This window comes from Sorangium sp. So ce124, assembly GCF_051525235.1.
GTDB classification, from domain to species: domain Bacteria; phylum Myxococcota_A; class Polyangia; order Polyangiales; family Polyangiaceae; genus Sorangium; species Sorangium atrum.
Window position 1 is genome coordinate 1,355,837 of record NZ_CP150312.1, and the last position, 17,814, is coordinate 1,373,650.

Sequence of the window (17,814 nt, forward strand, 5' to 3'; positions counted from 1 at the left end):
GCCTCGTGACCACGCCGCCGCCGCCCCCGACCGCCGTGCTCCGCGCCCCGCGCGTTCGCGCAGAGCTCGTCGCGACCGGCTGGGAGCTGTTCTCGGCGCTCCTGTTCCTCTCCGCCGTCGTCCCCGCCGCCCTCACCACGCCGTGGCCGGCGATCCTGCTGCTCGCCTCCCTGGCCGCCTCGGCCGCGCTCTCGGGCGCGCTGACCCGCCGCGGCGACCGCGGCTTCGCCGTCGCCGCGGCGATCCGCACCCTCTCGTGGCCGCTCGCGGTCTTGCCGCTCGCGTTCCGAGGCGCCCCGACAGGGCCCCCCTCCTGGCCAGGGCCGCTCGGGATCGGCCGCGCGACGCCGCCGTCGTGGCTCGGCCTCCTGGTGACCGCGGTCGCCTTCGGCGTCATGGCGGGCGGCATGCGCCGCGCGATCTACCGCGCCCTGCTCCGCGAAGGCGCCGTCGAGGGCGGCGCCGGAGACGCCGCCTCGGCGCGCGCCCTCGCCGCGGCGCTCCGGCCGAGGCTCGCGGAGTCGGCTGCGACCGCGGGCATCGTCGGCGGGCACGTCATGCTGCTCTTCTGCGTCGCGTTCCTCCGCACCCAGAGCCAGGTCGTGTTCCAGGCGTGGTTCGAGGTCGTCCCCCTCCTCGCCCTCTCCGGCACCCTCGGCTTCACCCTGGCCGTGCGCCCCGCCACGCGCCCGACCGTGGCCGCCCTCGCGGCCGGCCCTTCCGGCGACCGCGCCCTCCTCGGCCGCGGCCTCGCCGGCGCCGAGCGGCTCCCCGACGTGCTCGCCTCCTTGAACTTCGCGCTGTGGCTCGGGTGCACCGCGATCGGCATGGCCTACGTGCGCGTCAGCGCCACCTCCAGCGTCGCCGACGCGCTCATGCAGCTCGGCTTCGGCGCCCTCTTCGCCTTCGGCGTCTCGTTCTACCAGCGCGCCTGGCACAAGGACTCCGTCTCCCGCGCGGTGGACCTCCTGCGCGCCTGGACGGGCGCGCCCGAGCACGGCGGCGCGCCCCCGATGCCCCTCCGGCGGCGCATGCTCCGCGACTTCGGGCTGCCCCTCCTGTTCACGGGGCTCCTCTCGCTCTTCTCCTCGATCGGCCTCTACCGCGCGCTCGCCACCGGCTCGTCCTTCGACGAGGACTTCAACGCCATCGCCGCGCTCTTCGCCTCGCTGTCCCTCCTCGTCCTCGCCGCCCTCGGCGTGGTCGCGCGGGCGGCGCGCGAGCTCTCCCGGCCGATGGCGCGGCTCGCGCGCGCCGCCGACGAGGTCGCGCGCGGCGAGCTCGACGCCGCCGTGCCGCGGCTGTCGGGGCCGAAGGAGGTCGTGGGCCTCGGCGAGAGCGTCGAGCGCATGCGGCAGGCCCTGTCCCGGACGATCGCCGAGCTCGAGGCCGAGCGCGCCGGCCTCGAGGAGAACGTCGCCGCGCGCACCGCCGAGCTCACGCGCGCCCTGTCCGAGCTGAAGCGGGCGCAGGCCGCGCTCATCCAGGGCGAGCGGCTCGCCTCCATCGGCGAGCTCGTGGCCGGCGTGGCGCACGAGATCTACAACCCGCTGAACGCCATCGCCGGCGCCGCCCAGCCGATCGAGGAGCGCGCCGCGGAGCTCCGCGCCGTCCTCGACGCGTACCGCGAGGCGGAGCGCGATCTCCCGGAAGACCGCCGCCGCGCGCTCGAGGCGCTCCGCGAGCGCCTCCAGACCGAGGCGGCGCTCGACGATCTCGTCGGCATCTCGACCGTCGTCCACCGCGCTGTCGAGCGCAGCGTCCGCATCGTCACGAACCTGAAGAGCTTCTCGCGCGTCTCGGGGGAGCCGCTGCCGGTCGACCTGCACGCGGGGCTCGAGGAGACGCTGCTCCTGCTCGGCCCGCGGCTCCGGCAGGCCCGCATCGAGGTGATCAGGCGCTACGGCGAGCTGCCGCCCGTCACCTGCCGGGGCGGCGAGATCAACCAGGTGTTCATGAACCTCCTCGTCAACGCCATCCAGGCGCTCGAGGCGCCGCCGGCGCCCGCCGCGCCGGCAGAGGAGGGGGCCTCCGGCGGCGGCGCGGCGCCGCGGACGCCCGGCGCGCCGGCGATCTGCGTCGAGACCTGGATCGACGAGGACATGGCGGCCGTCGCGATCTCGGACAGCGGGCCGGGCGTCCCGCCGGACCTCGCGCAGCGCATCTTCGATCCGTTCTTCACCACGAAGCCGCGAGGGCAGGGGACCGGCCTCGGGCTGTCGATCTCGACCGACATCGTCCGGAGGCACGGCGGCACGCTCGCCCTCGCGCCGGCGGAGGACGGGCGCGGCGCAGGCCCGCGCCCGTCCTCCGCCGGCGCGAAAGCCTCGGTCCACGGCGCGCGCTTCGTCTGTCGCTTACCCCTCGATCCTCGCCCAGCGAGCGCCCGTCCGCAAGGCGATGCCCCCCCTCCCGCACGGCCGCCCGCGGAGGCGTGCCCGCCCGCACGGCCGCCCGCAGAGGCGTGCCCGCCCGTACGACCTGTCGCGCAGGCTTGACGCGCGCGCCATCGGCGCCGGTCTCCCACCCCACCTCCAAACGGAGCGCGAAGAGATTCATCGCAACCCGACCGCGGGCCCGTAGACCAGCTGTTTCAAACCGGATACGTTCAGCGAGCGATCCGACTCACCGCACAGCGCAATAAGGCCCTGAGAGACGCGAACGGCTCTTCTGGGGAAGCGCTGAGGAGAAACGAAGGCACCATGGAGCGCGCGATTCAGCGACCGGCAGGTCCCAAGGCTTCGAGCACCGATCCGTTGATCGGCAAGGTCGTGGCCGGCAGGTACCGGCTCGAGGCACGGCTTGGCGAAGGCGGCATGGGCGTCGTTTATCGCGCTCGCCACGTGCTGATCGACCGGGTCGTCGCCCTGAAGCTCATCCGGCCCGATCTCCGCGGAGAGACCCACCTCCGCGCGTGGATGCTGCGCGAGGCGCGCGCCGCAAACCGCGTTGATCACGCCCACATCATCGATATCCACGACATCGGCGAGACCGAGGAGGGCGAGCTCTATCTCGTCATGGAGTACCTCGTCGGCACGCCGCTCTCGGCGGAGCTCGCGCGCGGCCCGATGCCGATCGCGCGATCGGTGGACATCCTCGAGCAGATGTGCGCCGCGCTCGCGCGCGCCCACGACCTCGGCGTCGTGCACCGCGACCTGAAGAGCGACAACATCCTGCTCACCCACCGCGGCGGCCGGAAGGATTTCGTCAAGATCCTCGACTTCGGCCTCGCCGCCATCGCGCGCGACCCGCGCCTCGCCCCGAAGGGCGCGGTCTTCGGGACGCCCGAGTACATGTCGCCCGAGCAGGCGCGCGGCGAGGAGGCGACGGCGCAGTCCGACCTCTACGCGCTCGGCGTGCTCTTCTTCGAGATGCTGACCGGGCAGCTCCCCTTCCGCGCGAACGACCGCGACACGCTCCTCGAGATGCAGCGGACCCACGCGCCGCCGCGGCCCCGCTCGATCCGCCCCGACGCGCACGCGCAGGGCGAGGCGATCGTGCTGCGCCTGCTCGAGAAGGACATCCGCAAGCGCTACCGCGACGCCCACCACCTCCAGGAGGAGCTGAAGGCGCTCCAGCGCGGGCTCCCGGCCCACGCGTGGGAGGTGGAGGGGAGCGACGGCGTGCCGGTGCCGCCGCCGCCGCCGCCGCCGCAGAGCGCCGGCGTCATCGAGTGGGCGAGCCGGGCGGCCCTGTTCTCGCGCATGGTCTCCCGCGCCTACCCGTCCGGGCAGGTGCCGCAGGAGGTCCAGAACGGCCTTGCGCAGGCCTGGGACCTCGCCGCCCGCGCCAACAAGCTCGAGGGCGAGGTCGCGAGCCTCACCCGCAAGCTCGAGGCGCTCGAGCGCCGCGGCCGCGCGCTGCGCGCCGAGATCGGCCGCAAGGTCGAGGAGCTCGCGCACGAGGAGTCGCGCGTGATGCGCGAGGCGATGGCCGACGGCGAGGACGTCGAGAAGGTCCGCGTCGAGCTCGCCGCCGCCGAGAAGCTCGCGCTGTCGGCGCGCCAGCTGGCGGACGGGGCGGCCCGCCAGGGCAACCACGATCCGCTCGTCTACGAGCGCGCGGGCGCGGCCGGCGCGACAGCGCAGGCGAAGCGCGAGCAGCTCGGGCGCTACGAGCACAAGAAGAACACGCGCGAGGCGAACGCGCGCGACCTGCGCCGCCAGATCGACGAGCTCCGCGCCCAGCTCGCCCGCTACGCCGAGGCCCTGGAGGAGGACCTGGCGCAGGGGCGCGAGCGCGTCGCGGCGCGCACGCGCGAGGGGCTCGCCTACGAGAAGTCGTTCAGCGAGGCGTCGAACCTGCTGCTGAGCCACCTCCGCAACAAGCCGGAGTGTCGGGATCTCGTGGCGGAGCTCCTCACGTCCCACGCCAGCCCTGGCGCGGACTCGGGCTCGGATCAGCGGCTCTCCGGCTCGGATCGGCGGCTGAACAACGCGACCGAGCGCAACTGAACACGGCCGAGCACAGCTGAACACGATCGAGCGCGGCTGAAAGCGTCCGAGCGCAGCTGAATGCGACCGAACGCGACAGCGTGTGACGGCGTTCGGTCGTGAGCGCTCGTTTCTTCTCCCACCATCGTACGCAATCTCCCATCATCGTACGTAATTCCCCTACGCCATCTCCTGACGTCGCGCTGCTGACAGGCCTTCTCGTCGTGGGCGCGCATCGCGCCCTCTCGACGGCGTCTCTGGTGCATGGTAGCTAGCGCGCGCCTCGGGGGTCCGGTCACGGTGGAGGCATGCCTGGCAGCACTGGGCACTCCGTCACCCTCCGGTCGTCGAGGGACGAGGCTGTGCTGAAGCGTCGGCGTTAGAGCAAGAGCCCCTCCGGCACGCGCCGGTCCCCTTCCCCTTTACGCAGGCGGCCAACCCCTCGGAACCACGAAGCAGCGGGCGGCGATGGCGCCGTCTTCTGCCTCTGATTTTGCGATGGAGGCACACCGTCCATGAACGTTCTCCGGTCCCACAAGGCCTGGCTCGCGCCGCTGCTGGCCGGGCTCGCTGCGCTTGCCCTGCTGCTCAGCGGCGGGCTCGCCAGCGCCAGTGAATCCGATCTGATCCTCCCCGACCTAGGCACCCAGTCCTTCGGCGGCGTCGACGGCCGCACGCTCCTCATGGGCGGCATCGGTGTCTGCGCGCTCGGGTTCGTGTTCGGGCTCGTCATCTACTCGCAGCTGAACAAGCTCCCGGTCCACCGCTCGATGCGGGAGATCTCGGAGCTCATCTACGAGACCTGCAAGACGTACCTGGTCACGCAGTTCAAGTTCATCCTTGTCCTCGAGATCCTGATCGGCGCGGTCATGGTTCTCTACTTCGGCGTGCTGCGTCACATGGATGCCGCGAAGGTCGTGGTCATCCTGCTGGCCAGCCTGATCGGCATCGCCGGAAGCTGCGGCGTCGCGTGGTTCGGCATGCGCATCAACACCTTCGCGAACTCGCGCGCCGCGTTCGCGAGCCTCAAGGGCAAGCCGTTCCCGACGTACGCGATCCCGCTCAAGGCCGGGATGAGCATCGGCGCGGTCCTCATCAGCACCGAGCTCATGCTCATGCTGGTGATCCTGCTCTTCATCCCCGCCGACTACGCGGGCCCGTGCTTCATCGGCTTCGCCATCGGCGAGTCGCTCGGCGCCTCCGCGCTCCGCATCGCGGGCGGCATCTTCACGAAGATCGCCGACATCGGCTCGGACCTCATGAAGATCGTCTTCAACATCAAGGAAGACGACGCGCGCAACCCGGGCGTCATCGCCGACTGCACCGGCGACAACGCCGGCGACTCGGTCGGCCCGAGCGCCGACGGCTTCGAGACGTACGGCGTCACCGGCGTCGCGCTCATCTCGTTCATCCTCCTCGCCGTCCCCGACCACGCCGTCCAGGTCCAGCTGCTCGTCTGGATCTTCGTGATGCGCATCGTGATGGTGCTCGCGAGCATCGGCTCGTACCTCCTCAACGAGGCGATCGCGAAGGCTTCCTACGCCGACGCCGACAAGATGAACTTCGAGGCGCCCCTGACCCGCCTCGTCTGGCTGACCTCGATCGTGTCGGTCGCGCTCACCTACGCCGTGTCGGCGTTCATGATCCCGAACCTCGGCGGCGACACGACGCTCTGGTGGAAGCTCTCGTCGATCATCACCTGCGGCACCCTGGCGGGCGCCATCATCCCGGAGATGATCAAGATCTTCACCTCGACCGAGTCGCGCCACGTCCGCGAGGTCGTGACCGCGTCGCGCGAGGGCGGCGCCTCGCTGAACGTGCTGTCGGGCCTGACGGCCGGCAACTTCAGCGCGTACTGGATGGGCCTCGTCCTCGTCGCGCTGATGGGCATCTCGTACTACTTCTCCGCCCAGGGCCTCGGGCAGCTCATGATCGCCGAGAGCGTCTTCGCCTTCGGCCTCGTGGCGTTCGGCTTCCTCGGCATGGGCCCGGTGACCATCGCGGTCGACTCCTACGGCCCGGTGACCGACAACGCGCAGTCGGTCTATGAGCTCTCGCTCATCGAGAACGTCCCGAACGTCGAGGCTGAGCTGAAGAAGGATTTCGGCTTCACCCCGAACTTCGACAAGGCGAAGCATTACCTCGAGGAGAACGACGGCGCGGGCAACACCTTCAAGGCGACGGCCAAGCCGGTGCTCATCGGGACGGCGGTCGTCGGATCGACGACGCTGATCTTCTCGATCATCGTCGTGCTCACGAACAAGCTGACGTCGAACGTGGACAAGCTCTCGCTGCTCCACCCGCCGTTCCTGCTCGGCCTCGTGACGGGCGGCGCGATCATCTACTGGTTCACCGGCGCGTCGACCCAGGCGGTCTCGACCGGCGCTTACCGCGCTGTCGAGTTCATCAAGGCGAACATCCGCCTCGAGGGCGTGGAGAAGGCCTCGATCACCGACAGCAAGAAGGTGGTCGAGATCTGCACGCAGTACGCGCAGCGGGGGATGTTCAACATCTTCCTCGGCGTCTTCTTCTCGACGCTCGCCTTCGCCTGCCTCGAGCCGTTCTTCTTCATCGGCTACCTCATCAGCATCGCGCTCTTCGGGCTCTATCAGGCGATCTTCATGGCGAACGCCGGCGGCGCCTGGGACAACGCGAAGAAGCTCGTCGAGGTGGAGCTGAAGGAGAAGGGCACGCCGCTCCACGCGGCGACGGTCGTCGGCGACACCGTGGGCGACCCCTTCAAGGACACCTCGTCCGTCGCGATGAACCCCATCATCAAGTTCACGACGCTGTTCGGCCTCCTCGCGGTCGAGCTGGCGATCGAGATCGACCGCGGGACGAGCCTCGTGCTCGCGGGCATCTTCTTCGTGCTCTCGATGGTGTTCGTGTACCGCTCCTTCTACGGGATGCGGATCAAGTCGGACGAGAAGACGACCGCCGCTGCCGGCGCTCGCGCCACGGCCTGAGCCGGGCGTCTCCTCTCGCGCTCGGCGCTCCCTGCGCCCGGCGCTCCCCTCACACGCGCTGACCTCCCCCGCCGCCCGACGCCGCTCCGCGGTCGACGGCGCGCGGGGGGAGGGCCTTGCGCCCAGCGCGCCCGCACTATAGTGACCCTTCATGCGAGCGCTCTGCCCCGCCTGCGGCTTCCATCACGAGGTAGTCCGGGTCCTCGAAGACGGACACGGCGAGCAGCGCAAGGACGTCTATCAGGTAGAGCCGCTCCTCGGCTGTGAGCGCACCTGGATCTCGGACAAGGAGCTGCTCGAAGCGCGCGCGCGCTTCGGTCAAGACGTCGTCGTGCCCGACGAGGACGACGAGTAGCGCAGCGACCACGGACGCGCGGTGACGACAACCGTGCGGTGATGACGGGCGCGCGGTGATGGCGAGCAGCGCGGCGGCGCCGGTCCTCCGAGGGATCTTCGCCGTGGCCTCCGCGCGTGGTCGCCGGTCGTGTGGTGCTCATGACACGCCTGCTCGAGGGTCGGGCGGTCTCTGACAACAACTCGTCGCGTGAGGGGCATTGGGGCGCCACCGTCACCAGGCATCGTCTGCGGCCATTACCCGGCGGAGACGAGGAAATGATGACGAGGCGGACCCTGAGGACGGCGTTGCTTCTGGTGCTCGCAGGCGGCCTTGCCGCGATCGGGAGCGGTTGCGGCGAGGATGGCGCGAAGGGCGCGCCCGGCGCGCCCGGTGAACAGGGCGCACCGGGCAAGGACGGCGCGAACGGTGAGCAGGGGAAGCCCGGTGAGCAGGGTGAGCAGGGTGAACCCGGGGCGCCCGGTGAGCCTGGAGCGCCCGGTGAGCAGGGGAAGCCCGGTGAGCCTGGGACGCCTGGTGAACCCGGAGCACCCGGCGAGCCCGGAGCACCCGGTGAGCCCGGGGCGCCCGGCGACGACGCGCCGGTGTGGAGCAGCGCCGGGAACCTCGCGGACTACGTGAGGGAGCGCGTCGCGCTGTTCGCCACCGGCACCTTGCCCGAGGGCGAGCAGTTCCCGCTCCGCGCGGCCGCGACCGACACCATCCGGGCGCTCGCCGGCGTGCGCTCCGACATCGTTGTGACATGGCTCGATCCGCTGACCTTCAGCACCGCGCCGGACGCGCCCCGCTTCGGCGCCAACAACGATTACACAGCGTTCTTCGGCGAAGGGTGGGCCGCCACCGCGGGGGACGCGCCGCAGTGGAACGGCTCCGCCATGGCCGGGTGGCTCTGGGTCAACCACGAGTATGTCTCCGGCCGAAGCCCGACGGTCAGCTCCGCGCCGACAGGGCAGCACCTCACGCTGGCCCGGCACCTGCGCAAGCTCGGCGTCCTCACGAACGACGTCGAGTCGAACGTCTGGTCGCAGGCGGACGTCGACACCTATATCCGCTGGGAAAAGAAGGAGGTCGGCGGCTCCTGGCTCCGGACCGTACAGGACCCGGCCACGGGCGCATGGTCGATCGACAGGAGCGCGACCGCCGTGCGCTACGACGCGACGAGCAAGACGCTGAGCCGCCTCGCGGGGCACGAGCTCTCGAGCCCGGGCCACGACGACACGACCGGCGCGGCGCTCGCGGGCGGGCTCGTGGCCGGCATCATGGGCGACTGCGCCGGCGGGCAGACGCCGTGGGGCACGGTGATCACCGCCGAGGAGAACGTGCAGGACTACTACGGTGATCTCGAGGCGAGCTGGTCCGGAGATCAGCGGTTCCTCACCGGCCGGGGCTTCGACCCGGGCGCGCCCGTGAGCCCGGTCTTCGAGGCGAGCACCAGCGCGGAGTTCGGGCGCATCTCCGATCCGAACGGCCGGCAGCCGCGCGACCACTACGGCTACCTCACTGAGATCGACCCGGGGCAGCCCGCGGGTGAGTACGACGGCAAGACGCAGCCGGGCACGGGCCACAAGAAGTTCGGCTTCATGGGCCGCGCCCGCTGGGAGGCCGCGACGTTCGCTGTCGACGACGCGTGGAGGCTCGTGCCGGGCCGGCCGATCGTTGTCTACGGGACCGACGATCGCCGCGGCGGCCGCATTTACAAGTACGTGACCAGCGGCAACTACACGGCCGGGATGACGCGGGCGGCGATCCGCGCGCTGCTCGACGAGGGCAAGCTCTACGCGGCGCACATGGCAGGGCTCGACAACACGACCGGCAACACCCTTGTCGCGACCCACGCGGCCCCGACCGAGGCGGCCCCGGGCACGGGGCAGTGGATCGAGCTCTCCGTCGACAGCGCCGCCATCGCGCCGAACGCGGCCGCGCTCGGCGACCCGGCCAAGACCGTCGGCGACGCGCTGCGCGACGTGAAATGGAACCGGATCGGCGGCTTCCAGACGGATTACGACGTCTGGCGCGCGCTGTTCACGGTGAGCAACAAGGTCGGGATCATGGAGCTGAACCGGCCCGAGGACATCGAGTGGAACCCGCGCGACCCGAGCGGCAAGCCGCGCCTCTACGTGGCGTTCACCAACCACACGGGGCAGACGTCGCTCGATCAGAGCGGCGCGGTCTACGATCCGGCGACCCACGCGACCCAGTCCCCGAAGCGCGCGGACGCGGTGGGCTCGATCTTCGCCCTGGAGGAGTCCGACCCCGAGAACCCGGGCGCGTCGACCGAGTTCCTGTACTTCGAGGTGTGGCACGGCTCGAAGGGGCAGGGCGACTTCGACGCCTCCTGCCCGGACAACCTGCTCCTCGACCGCGATGGCGGCGTGTGGTTCGGCACCGACGGCAACTTCGGCGTGGCCTCCCACGCGGACGCCTTCTACTACCTCGATCTCGACCCCGCCCACCGCGCTGGCCAGCCGGGCGTGACCCAGCCGAGCTTCGGCAAGGCGTTCCGCGTCGTGGCGCTGCCGAGCGACGCGGAGGCGACCGGCCCGTCCTTCACGCCCGACATGGGCACGATCTTCATGTCGGTGCAGCATCCCGGCGAGAACGCCTACAGCACCTGGCCGAAGGGCGACGCCTCCCTGTCGAGCGTGATCGCGGTCACCTTCCTGCCCGAGTGACCTCCTCCATGCCCGCTCGCCGCGCGCGCCTGCTGTCCGCGTCCCTGGCCTTCGCGGCGGTGTCCGCCGTCCTCGCCGCGGGCGCGCGCTGCGGCGGGGGCGGCTACGACCCGCTCGCCACCGCGGCCGCGCGCGCCGGGCACGCGGGCAACCCCGAGGCGTCGATCCCGCCGATGTGTTACGCGACCACGGCCGGCGGCGCGAACGGCTGCTGGACGTGCCACACGATCGGGATCGGACCGAACACGCTCGCCGATCACGAGCTCCAGCGCGAATACACCTTCTCGGACGCCGCCCGGAAGAACCCCTGGACGAACCTGCTCGAGGACCTCTCGGCCGCCGCCGCCCGGACGAGCGACGCGGAGATCCTCGAGTACATCCGGGAGGACAACTACGCGCCGCTGCGCGAGGCGCTCGCCGCGCGCCGGGATTACCCGGGTTACGTGCCGGATCTCGACCTCGGCGCCGGGCTCGACGAGGAGGGCTTCGCGCGCGACGGGAGCGGCTTCCGCGCGGTCCGCTACAAGCCGTTCCCCGGCAGCTTCTGGCCCACGAACGGCAGCGCCGGCGACGTGTTCCTCCGGCTGCCGGCCGCGTTCCGCGAGGATGCCTCGGGCGCGCCGTCGCGCGAGGTGTACAAGCTGAACCTCGCGCTGCTCGAGGCGGCGATCGCGTCGCCGTCGCCCCTGCCGAGGGAGGGCGCGGCCGGCCCCGCTGACGCGGCCGCCGGGCGGGAGGTGGAGCCGGTGAGCGAGCTCCTCGCCGGCGTCGATCTCGACGGCGACGGCGCGCTCGAGCCCGCGGTGACGCGGATCGTCCGCCTGCCCGCGCGGTACGCCGGCGGGGCGGCCGGTATCCCGGTGCGGGCGTGGCTCTACCCGGGCGGGGCGGAGCTCCTTCACTCGGTGCGGTACCTCGACCCGGATCGCCCGGCGCTGCTCGCCGCGCGGATGAAGGAGCTGCGCTACGCGCGCAAGATCGACGAGCCGGACGACTGGGCCATCGCGCGCGCGTACGAGCGCGAGGCGGAAGAGAAGGACGAGGGGCAGCCGCCGTTCCACCCGGGCGGGCCGGAGGTCGGCCTGCGCAACGCGTTCGGCTGGCAGATCCAGGCGTTCATCGAGGACGAGCAGGGCCGGCTGCGGCTGCAGACGGCGGAGGAGCACCGGGCGTGCATGGGCTGCCACGGCGCGGTGGGGGTGACTGTGGATCACACCTTCTCGCTGGCGCGCAAGGTGCCCGGCGCCGCCGGATGGCGGCACCAGGACCTGCGCGGCATGCCCGACGTGCCGCAGGCCGGCCACGCGGAGCCGGAGGTGCTGACCTACCTGCGCCGCGCCCGCGGGGCCGACGACTACCGCGGGAACGCGGAGATGCTCGCCCGCTTCTTCCCGGGCGGCGCGCTCGATGAGGCGGAGGTGCGGCGCGGCGCGCCCGGCGGCGACCGCGATCTCGCGTACCTCGTGGCGCCGTCGCGCGAGCGGGCTCTCCTGCTGGACAAGGCTTACCGCGCCCTGGTGCGAGCGCAGCGCTTCGAGGCGGGGCGGGATGTGGCGCTCGGGCCCGCGACGGGGATCCTGCGCGTCGTGGAGGGCGAGTCGACGGGCCTCGGCGAGGCGCAGCGCGTGTACCTCGACGGCAGGGTCCACCTCGCCTGGTGAGGCCTGGGGCGCGGGCGCGAAGAGGGCGGCGCGACGCGCGGCGGGAAAGAGAAAAAACGCAAAGGCGCAAAGGCGCAAAGGCGCAAAAAAGAGAGAAAAATGAGTGAGCGCTGCTGGGCGCACGGCGACGCGCCGAGGCACGGAAATGTGCTGTCCGTGCAAGACGACGCCCGGAGCTGAGAGAGGTTCTATCTCTCTCCCTTGCGTCTTTGCGCCTTTGCGCCTTTGCGTTTTTTCTTCTTCTCTCCCTCTCGAGTCGGCTCGTTCGTGTCTTGATAAAATATCGTAATTGTTGATCTTTTGGATGTCCGCCCCACCTCCGGCGAGCGCTCCCACCCCGGCGCGCTATGGTGGCGCCCCTTTATCGAGCCGGTGAACCCTTGAGCCTTGCTTCCGCTCCTCTCGCCGCGGACAGCACGCGGTCCGAGCTGCGCGTCCTGGCGCGCCTTGCGCTGCCGATCGCGGTGGCGCAGGCGGGGCTCATCGCGATGGCGCTCGTCGACGTCGCGATCGTGGGGCGTGTCTCGGTGAACGAGCTCGCCTCCTGCGCGATGGGGAGGACCCTCGTCCACACGAGCAACGCGCTCGGGACCGGCGTCTCGGCCGCTGTCGATCCGCTCGCGTCGCAGGCGCTCGGCGCCGGTCGCCCGGGGCTGGCGTGGGCGGCGCTGCGGGCGACCCTGCGCGCGAGCCTGCCCGTCAGCGCCGTCGCGTTCGGAGCCGCGCTCGCGGCGACCTTCGCGCTCGCGCCCATGGGCGTCGATCCGGCGCTCGTCCCCGGCGTGCGCCGGTACATCCTCGGCCACGCGCTGTGGATCTTCCTCTGGCCGGTGTTCCTCGCCGGGAAAAACTTCCTCCAGGCCCACGGCGCGACGCGGCCCGCGCTCGTCGCCGTCATCGCGGCGAACGCGGTCAACGTCGTGGCCTGCAACCTGATGGTCCGCGGCGACGAAGCGCTGCGCTGGGTGGGCCTGCCGCCGCTCGGCCTGCCGCAGCTCGGCGCGCTCGGCGCGGGGCTCGCCGCGAGCCTCGCCAGCGCGGTGCTGTCGTCGATCGTGCTCTTCTCCGCGCGGCGCCGGCGCGCCGCGCCCCGCGAGGGCGAGGGCGAGGTGCCGGTGGCGGTGGTCTACCGGCTCGGCGTGCCGATAGGGCTGCAGCTCCTCGCCGAGGTCGGCGTGTTCGGGATGACGGCGCTGCTCGCCGGGCGGCTCGGCGCGACCGTGGTCTCGGCGCACCAGATCGCCATCGGGCTCGCCTCCTTCACGTTCATGGGCGCCATCGGCGTCGGCGGCGCCACCGCCGTCCGCGTGGGGCACGCGGTCGGCGCGGGCCGGTCGCCGCTGCGCCCCGGCGTGCTCGGGCTCCTGCTCGGCGCCGGCCTCATGTGCGTGAGCGCCTCGATGTATGCCGCGTTCCCTCGCGCCCTCATCGGCGCGTTCACCCCGGACGCCGACGTCCTCGCCATCGGCGTCCCGCTGCTCCGCATCGCCGCGCTTTTCCAGCTGTTCGACGGCGTCCAGGCGGTCGCCGCCGGTGCGCTGCGCGGGGCGGGCGACGTGCGGTTCCCCTTCTGGGCCAACCTCGGAGCCCACTGGGCCTTCGGCCTGCCGCTGTCGATCGGGCTCGCCTTCGGGCTCGACCTCGGCGTCCGCGGGCTCTGGTTCGGGCTCACCGCAGGGCTCATCGCCGTCGCGGCGGGGCTCTCGGCGCGCTTCGTCCGGCTGGCCCGCGCGCCGGTGACGCGGGCGCTGCCGCACGCCGGTTGACGTGCGCGCTCCGTTGGTTGGCTGGGCGCGCGGCGCCGGCGCCTCGGCGAGGCGCCCGGCCGGCCCGCCCGCGCTCAGTTGGGGGCGAGCGGCCCCGGCGTCTCGGGCGGCTGGTCGGCGAGCGGCCGGTTGCGCCCGTCGACGCGGAGCACGCGCGGCGTGTGCCGCCGCGCCTCGGCGTCGTCCATGTCCGCGAACGTCGCGATGATCACGAGGTCGCCGGGCTGATTGAGGTGCGCCGCCGCGCCGTTGATGCACACGACGCCCGAGCCGCGCGCCCCCGCGAGCGCATACGTGGTGAGCCGCGAGCCGCGCGTCACGTTCCAGATGTCGACCGCCTCGTACGGCAGGATGTCGGCGGCCTCCAGGAGGTCGGCGTCGATCGTGACGCTGCCCTCGTAGTGCAGATCCGCGTGGGTCACGGTCGCGCGGTGGATCTTGCTCTTGAACATCCGTCGGTTCATGCGTGATGCCCTCTGCCCTTCCCGACCAGGGACGGCGGCGCGCGCGCCGGGTCGAGCGCGCGCCGCAGGCCCGCGGGCGAGGCGGACCTCCCCCGCCAGGGAAAGGACGGGCTACCTCATGCGCGCAGGCGTCGGTCAGTCAAGGAACAATCGCTGCCGCAGGAGCCGGCCGCCCGCCTGGTGGATGGCGTTCTCGTCGGGCAGCGGGTCGTCTGCGCCCGGCAGCGCGTCGGGGTGGCCGACCACGAGGACGACCTCGCAGGGGCCCTCGGCGACGTCCCGGAACAGCTCCTCGCGCGTGCCCGAGATGCGCCCGCCGCCGGCGCCGTCCAGCGCCACCTCCACGGACCACGGGCGTGTGGTCCCGCCCTGCACAAGGAAGGCCCTTACCGCGACCGGCGCTGGCACGCGCGTGCCGGGCGAGAGCGCCATCGTGAGCCTGGCGCCCCTGCCGACGTGGCGCGGGGTGCCCGGCCCGCGGTCGCCCTGCTGTTGGCCGTCGCCGAGGGTCGTCGCGAGCGTGTAGTCGGGGAGCGGGGCGGCGCCCGGCGCGAACGGCGCGGGCCGCAGCGCGAGCAGCGACACGAGCGCCGCCGACACGACCCATCCGACCACGCCCACGGCCGCCCGGGCTCGCGCCGCCGGAGCCGTCCGCCGCGCGGTCCGCCGCTCGACGGCCAGCTCGGGGTATGGCAGGCCCTTGCGCGGCGGCCTGGCGATGGCGTCCGCGCCGTCCTGCGCGCGCTGGGCAGGCTGCCCGGGCGCCGCGCTCGAGCGCGCATCCCGCGGCGGCTCCGATGTCCCGGGCGGCACCGATTCGCCGTCGATCGCGCGACACACCGGCGCGTCCGTGGTGGACGGCGCGCTCGTCCCGCTGAGCGAGTCGGCGTCCGCGCCCAGCGGCGAGGCGTCGGCGACGTCGCTCGCCTCCTCCGCGTCGCAGTCCCACTCCTCGGGGCACCGGAAGCGGATCCCGGACTTCCGATCGACCGCTGGACGCGCCAGCGGAGACGGCGCGGGCGCACCGCCGCGCGGTTCCCGGAGCTGGGCGAGGAGCTGGTCGGCGAGCCGGGCGCGCGTCTCGTCGTCGAGGGGCGGCCGGACTTCGCGCGCCTCGCGCTCGACGCTCGGGCGCGCCGCGGTCTCCGCGGCGTCTCCGGGAGCGTTCTGCGCGTCCTCCGGGCGCGTCTCTTCGGCGAGCCTGCGCCAGCGCGGATCGGTCGTCGGATCCCGCTGTGCGATGCGCGTCAGGGCGCGCAGCAGCTCGTCGTCGTCCATCAACAGCTCCCCACGTCGAGCCGCGCAGCACCGCGCTCGAGCCGCCGGCACCGGCTCAGGAGCGCCGGCGCAGCAGGGGGGGCCGGGAGGGGAGGGCGCCGCTCGCCGAGCGTCAGGGTAGTCACCCCGTCGCTCAGATTCGCCTCGTGGATCAGCGCGAGCGGTCGCTCGGGCATCTGATTCCCTTCCCCTGGGGATCGAAGAACCCCAGTTTGCTATTCACGTTATCCGGTTCTCATCGCGCCCGTCAATGGAGCTCAGGGCCGCGCCCGGGGCGCTTCTGCCCCCCCCAGCGCTTCTCGGCGTGACTGTGAACGTAAACATGGTCGATGACGACACGCGATCGCGTTGCGGACGGCGCTGAAATTTTCTCACCATCACGTCTATTTTTTCGGTTTGGCCGCGTTGGTCGCGTTGGTCGCGTTGGTCGGCCTGGCTGCGGTTGCGTCGGTTGCGCTGGGCGCCTCGGCCGCCTTGGTCGCGTCGGCCGTCAACACGCGCACGGTGTCACCGACAATCTCCAGCGCCGCTGGTTTTCCGCCGTAATGCGACGCCATGCCGACGTCGATCCGCCAGATCTTGTCGCCGCAGGCCGACGTGACGCCGTGCCTCTGGACCGTGTGGCCGACGACCATGCGCTTCGCGGACATCGCCGCGAGGGTCTGGTCCAGCGCCGCGCAGGGGGGTGACCCCGGGCTCGGCGGCGGCTCGCTCGAGTAGAGGCGCGCCCACACCGGGCTGTCCTCGGCCGCGATCACGGCCGGCGCGGAGGGGCTCTTGCCCTCCATCCACGCGCGCACCTCGCGGTTGATCCGCGCGACGCCGTAGCGCGTGTGGGCCGGGAGCACGCCGCCGTGCGTGAAGACGGTGTCTCCGACCGCGATGATCACGTCGCGCGCCGCGAGCTTCTTGGCGTAGGGACCGCCGGGGACGAACGCGGCGGCGCGGGCTCGCGCGGGGGGCGGCACCGGCGTGAGGCGAGGGCCTGACGTGTCGAGCCCCGGCACGTCCTCGAAGTCCTTGAAGCCGCCCTCGGTGACGTAGCGGAAATCGAGCTGGACGTTCATCACCTCGTGGTTGCCGTTCAGCGCGTACACGGCGCCGCCGGCGGCGCGCGCCTCGACGGCGAGGCGATCGAAGAGGTCGACGATCTCCTGCTCGCCGTCGCCGCGGTCGATCTCGTCGCCCGTCTGCACGAGCACGAGCTTGCCGCCGATCCAGCGATCCGCGCCGTCGATCGCGCCCGCGATCCGCAGGGCCGCGCGCGTCGCCGCGAGGTCGCCGTGGACGTCGCCGATGGCGACCACGCGTTCGGCGGCCGGGTAGGCGTAAGAGCGATCCGCGTCGGGCGGCGGCGAGGCCGTGGCGTCGGCGGAGCGCGAGGGTGGAGACGAGGCGGCGGCGGCCGGGCCGTGCGCCGTCGAGGCGGGTCGGTCGGCGTCGCAGCCCGCGGCGAGCAGTGCGGCGAGCAGCGCGGTGAGGCGGGGAGCGGCTGACATCGGACGCGATCCTCCGGGGGATGATCGGGGGTGTACCATGGCGAGCGGTGGACGCGCCGCGGCGGCGCCTCGACGCGCGCGATCAGGCCGGGAGCTTGGCGGAGAGGAAGGACTTCAGCTTGATCAGGTTCTTCGCGTCACGGCTGAAGCTCGGGGCGGTGTAGCTCGACGCCCAGCCGGTGATCTCGTGCATGAACAAGGTGCGGACCTGCTCGTCGCCGAGGATGTCGTCGACGGTGCGGCCGCGCGCGGCGCCCTTCTCCAGCGAGCGCACGTAGCCCTTGAGCCGGGCGTAGTCGCCGCCGAGCAGCTCGGCGATGAGCTCCGCGTCGCGGGCGAGCCGCGCGAGGGCCGGCGCCTGGTCGCGCAGCTCCGGGCTCTCCGCCGCGGCGAAGGACGCGGCGACGCGCAGCACGAAGGCGTCGTCGAGGAAGCCGAGATCCTCGATGCCGTCCGGGATGAGGTCGAGCGACTTGAAGAGGTAGTTGAGGCCCCCCGCGAGCGAGCGGCGCGTGGCCTCCGGGCTGTCCGGCGAGGCGAGCAGGCTCGCCAGATCCGTGGCGTCCGAGGCGAGGCTGCGCAGCCACTCGGGGAACGTGTCGAGACAGCGGTCGTCGAGATCGGTCATGGGATCCTCCCGGCGGGAGCCGGAGGGTAGTCCGAGGGGCGCGGCGCCGTCCATGCCATCCATGCAGGCGAAGGCGCTCGGCGCCGCTTCGG

Annotated in this window: 12 protein-coding genes; 7 read left to right on the top strand and 5 right to left on the bottom strand. The window is 72.4% G+C overall.

Annotated features, from left to right (window positions below; translation table 11 throughout):
- The first annotated feature begins 5 nt into the window (after positions 1–5).
- The 7 genes from WMF19_RS04990 (at position 6) to WMF19_RS05020 (ending at position 13,853) form a co-directional block, all read left to right on the top strand.
- Positions 6–2,498, top strand: coding sequence for a sensor histidine kinase (locus tag WMF19_RS04990; protein WP_437898014.1), 2,493 nt, complete (start codon positions 6–8; stop codon positions 2,496–2,498).
- A gap of 204 nt (positions 2,499–2,702) precedes the next feature.
- Positions 2,703–4,454, top strand: a complete 1,752-nt coding sequence (locus WMF19_RS04995) for a serine/threonine-protein kinase (RefSeq protein ID WP_272100271.1) — start codon at positions 2,703–2,705, stop codon at positions 4,452–4,454.
- Between the two features lie 494 nt (positions 4,455–4,948).
- Positions 4,949–7,399: a sodium-translocating pyrophosphatase gene (locus WMF19_RS05000; protein WP_437898015.1), complete on the top strand. Its 2,451-nt coding sequence runs from the start codon at positions 4,949–4,951 to the stop codon at positions 7,397–7,399.
- Between the two features lie 151 nt (positions 7,400–7,550).
- Positions 7,551–7,754: a hypothetical protein gene (locus WMF19_RS05005; protein WP_437898016.1), complete on the top strand. Its 204-nt coding sequence runs from the start codon at positions 7,551–7,553 to the stop codon at positions 7,752–7,754.
- Positions 7,755–8,011: 257 nt separating this feature from the next.
- Positions 8,012–10,426 (top strand): alkaline phosphatase PhoX, encoded by a 2,415-nt coding sequence (locus WMF19_RS05010; protein WP_437898017.1) that lies wholly within the window; start codon positions 8,012–8,014, stop codon positions 10,424–10,426.
- Between the two features lie 8 nt (positions 10,427–10,434).
- Complete coding sequence (locus WMF19_RS05015; RefSeq protein WP_437898018.1) at positions 10,435–12,087, top strand: hypothetical protein; 1,653 nt, start codon at positions 10,435–10,437, stop codon at positions 12,085–12,087.
- A 380-nt stretch (positions 12,088–12,467) separates the two neighbouring features.
- Positions 12,468–13,853: an MATE family efflux transporter gene (locus WMF19_RS05020; protein ID WP_437898019.1), complete on the top strand. Its 1,386-nt coding sequence runs from the start codon at positions 12,468–12,470 to the stop codon at positions 13,851–13,853.
- A gap of 74 nt (positions 13,854–13,927) precedes the next feature.
- Here the strand turns inward: WMF19_RS05020 and panD are convergent, their stop codons facing one another.
- The 5 genes from panD to WMF19_RS05045 form a co-directional block, all read right to left on the bottom strand.
- Positions 13,928–14,317 carry an aspartate 1-decarboxylase gene (gene panD / locus WMF19_RS05025; protein WP_437297999.1) on the bottom strand — a complete coding sequence of 130 codons (390 nt, stop codon included), beginning with the start codon at positions 14,315–14,317 and terminating at the stop codon, positions 13,928–13,930.
- 135 nt (positions 14,318–14,452) lie between these two features.
- Positions 14,453–15,595 (bottom strand): hypothetical protein, encoded by a 1,143-nt coding sequence (locus WMF19_RS05030; RefSeq protein WP_437898020.1) that lies wholly within the window; start codon positions 15,593–15,595, stop codon positions 14,453–14,455.
- Positions 15,595–15,771 (bottom strand): hypothetical protein, encoded by a 177-nt coding sequence (locus WMF19_RS05035; protein ID WP_437898021.1) that lies wholly within the window; start codon positions 15,769–15,771, stop codon positions 15,595–15,597. Before WMF19_RS05035 ends, WMF19_RS05030 begins: the two co-directional genes overlap by 1 nt.
- Positions 15,772–15,978: 207 nt before the next feature.
- Positions 15,979–17,094 carry a metallophosphoesterase gene (locus WMF19_RS05040; RefSeq protein ID WP_437898022.1) on the bottom strand — a complete coding sequence of 372 codons (1,116 nt, stop codon included), beginning with the start codon at positions 17,092–17,094 and terminating at the stop codon, positions 15,979–15,981.
- 82 nt (positions 17,095–17,176) lie between these two features.
- On the bottom strand, positions 17,177–17,722 hold the full coding sequence (locus WMF19_RS05045) for a DUF1232 domain-containing protein (protein WP_437898023.1): 546 nt from the start codon (positions 17,720–17,722) through the stop codon (positions 17,177–17,179).
- Positions 17,723–17,814 lie beyond the last annotated feature (92 nt).

Bases quoted from the DNA above. Each gene is read 5' to 3' on its own strand.
- WMF19_RS05000 (WP_437898015.1), top strand. From the start codon at position 4,949: ATGAACGTTCTCCGGTCCCACAAGGCCTGGCTCGCGCCGCTGCTGGCC.
- WMF19_RS05030 (WP_437898020.1), bottom strand. From the start codon at position 15,595: ATGGACGACGACGAGCTGCTGCGCGCCCTGACGCGCATCGCACAGCGG.
- WMF19_RS04995 (WP_272100271.1), top strand. From the start codon at position 2,703: ATGGAGCGCGCGATTCAGCGACCGGCAGGTCCCAAGGCTTCGAGCACC.
- panD (WP_437297999.1), bottom strand. From the start codon at position 14,317: ATGAACCGACGGATGTTCAAGAGCAAGATCCACCGCGCGACCGTGACC.
- WMF19_RS05045 (WP_437898023.1), bottom strand. From the start codon at position 17,722: ATGACCGATCTCGACGACCGCTGTCTCGACACGTTCCCCGAGTGGCTG.
- WMF19_RS05005 (WP_437898016.1), top strand. From the start codon at position 7,551: ATGCGAGCGCTCTGCCCCGCCTGCGGCTTCCATCACGAGGTAGTCCGG.
- WMF19_RS05035 (WP_437898021.1), bottom strand. From the start codon at position 15,771: ATGCCCGAGCGACCGCTCGCGCTGATCCACGAGGCGAATCTGAGCGAC.
- WMF19_RS05040 (WP_437898022.1), bottom strand. From the start codon at position 17,094: ATGTCAGCCGCTCCCCGCCTCACCGCGCTGCTCGCCGCACTGCTCGCC.
- WMF19_RS05015 (WP_437898018.1), top strand. From the start codon at position 10,435: ATGCCCGCTCGCCGCGCGCGCCTGCTGTCCGCGTCCCTGGCCTTCGCG.
- WMF19_RS05010 (WP_437898017.1), top strand. From the start codon at position 8,012: ATGATGACGAGGCGGACCCTGAGGACGGCGTTGCTTCTGGTGCTCGCA.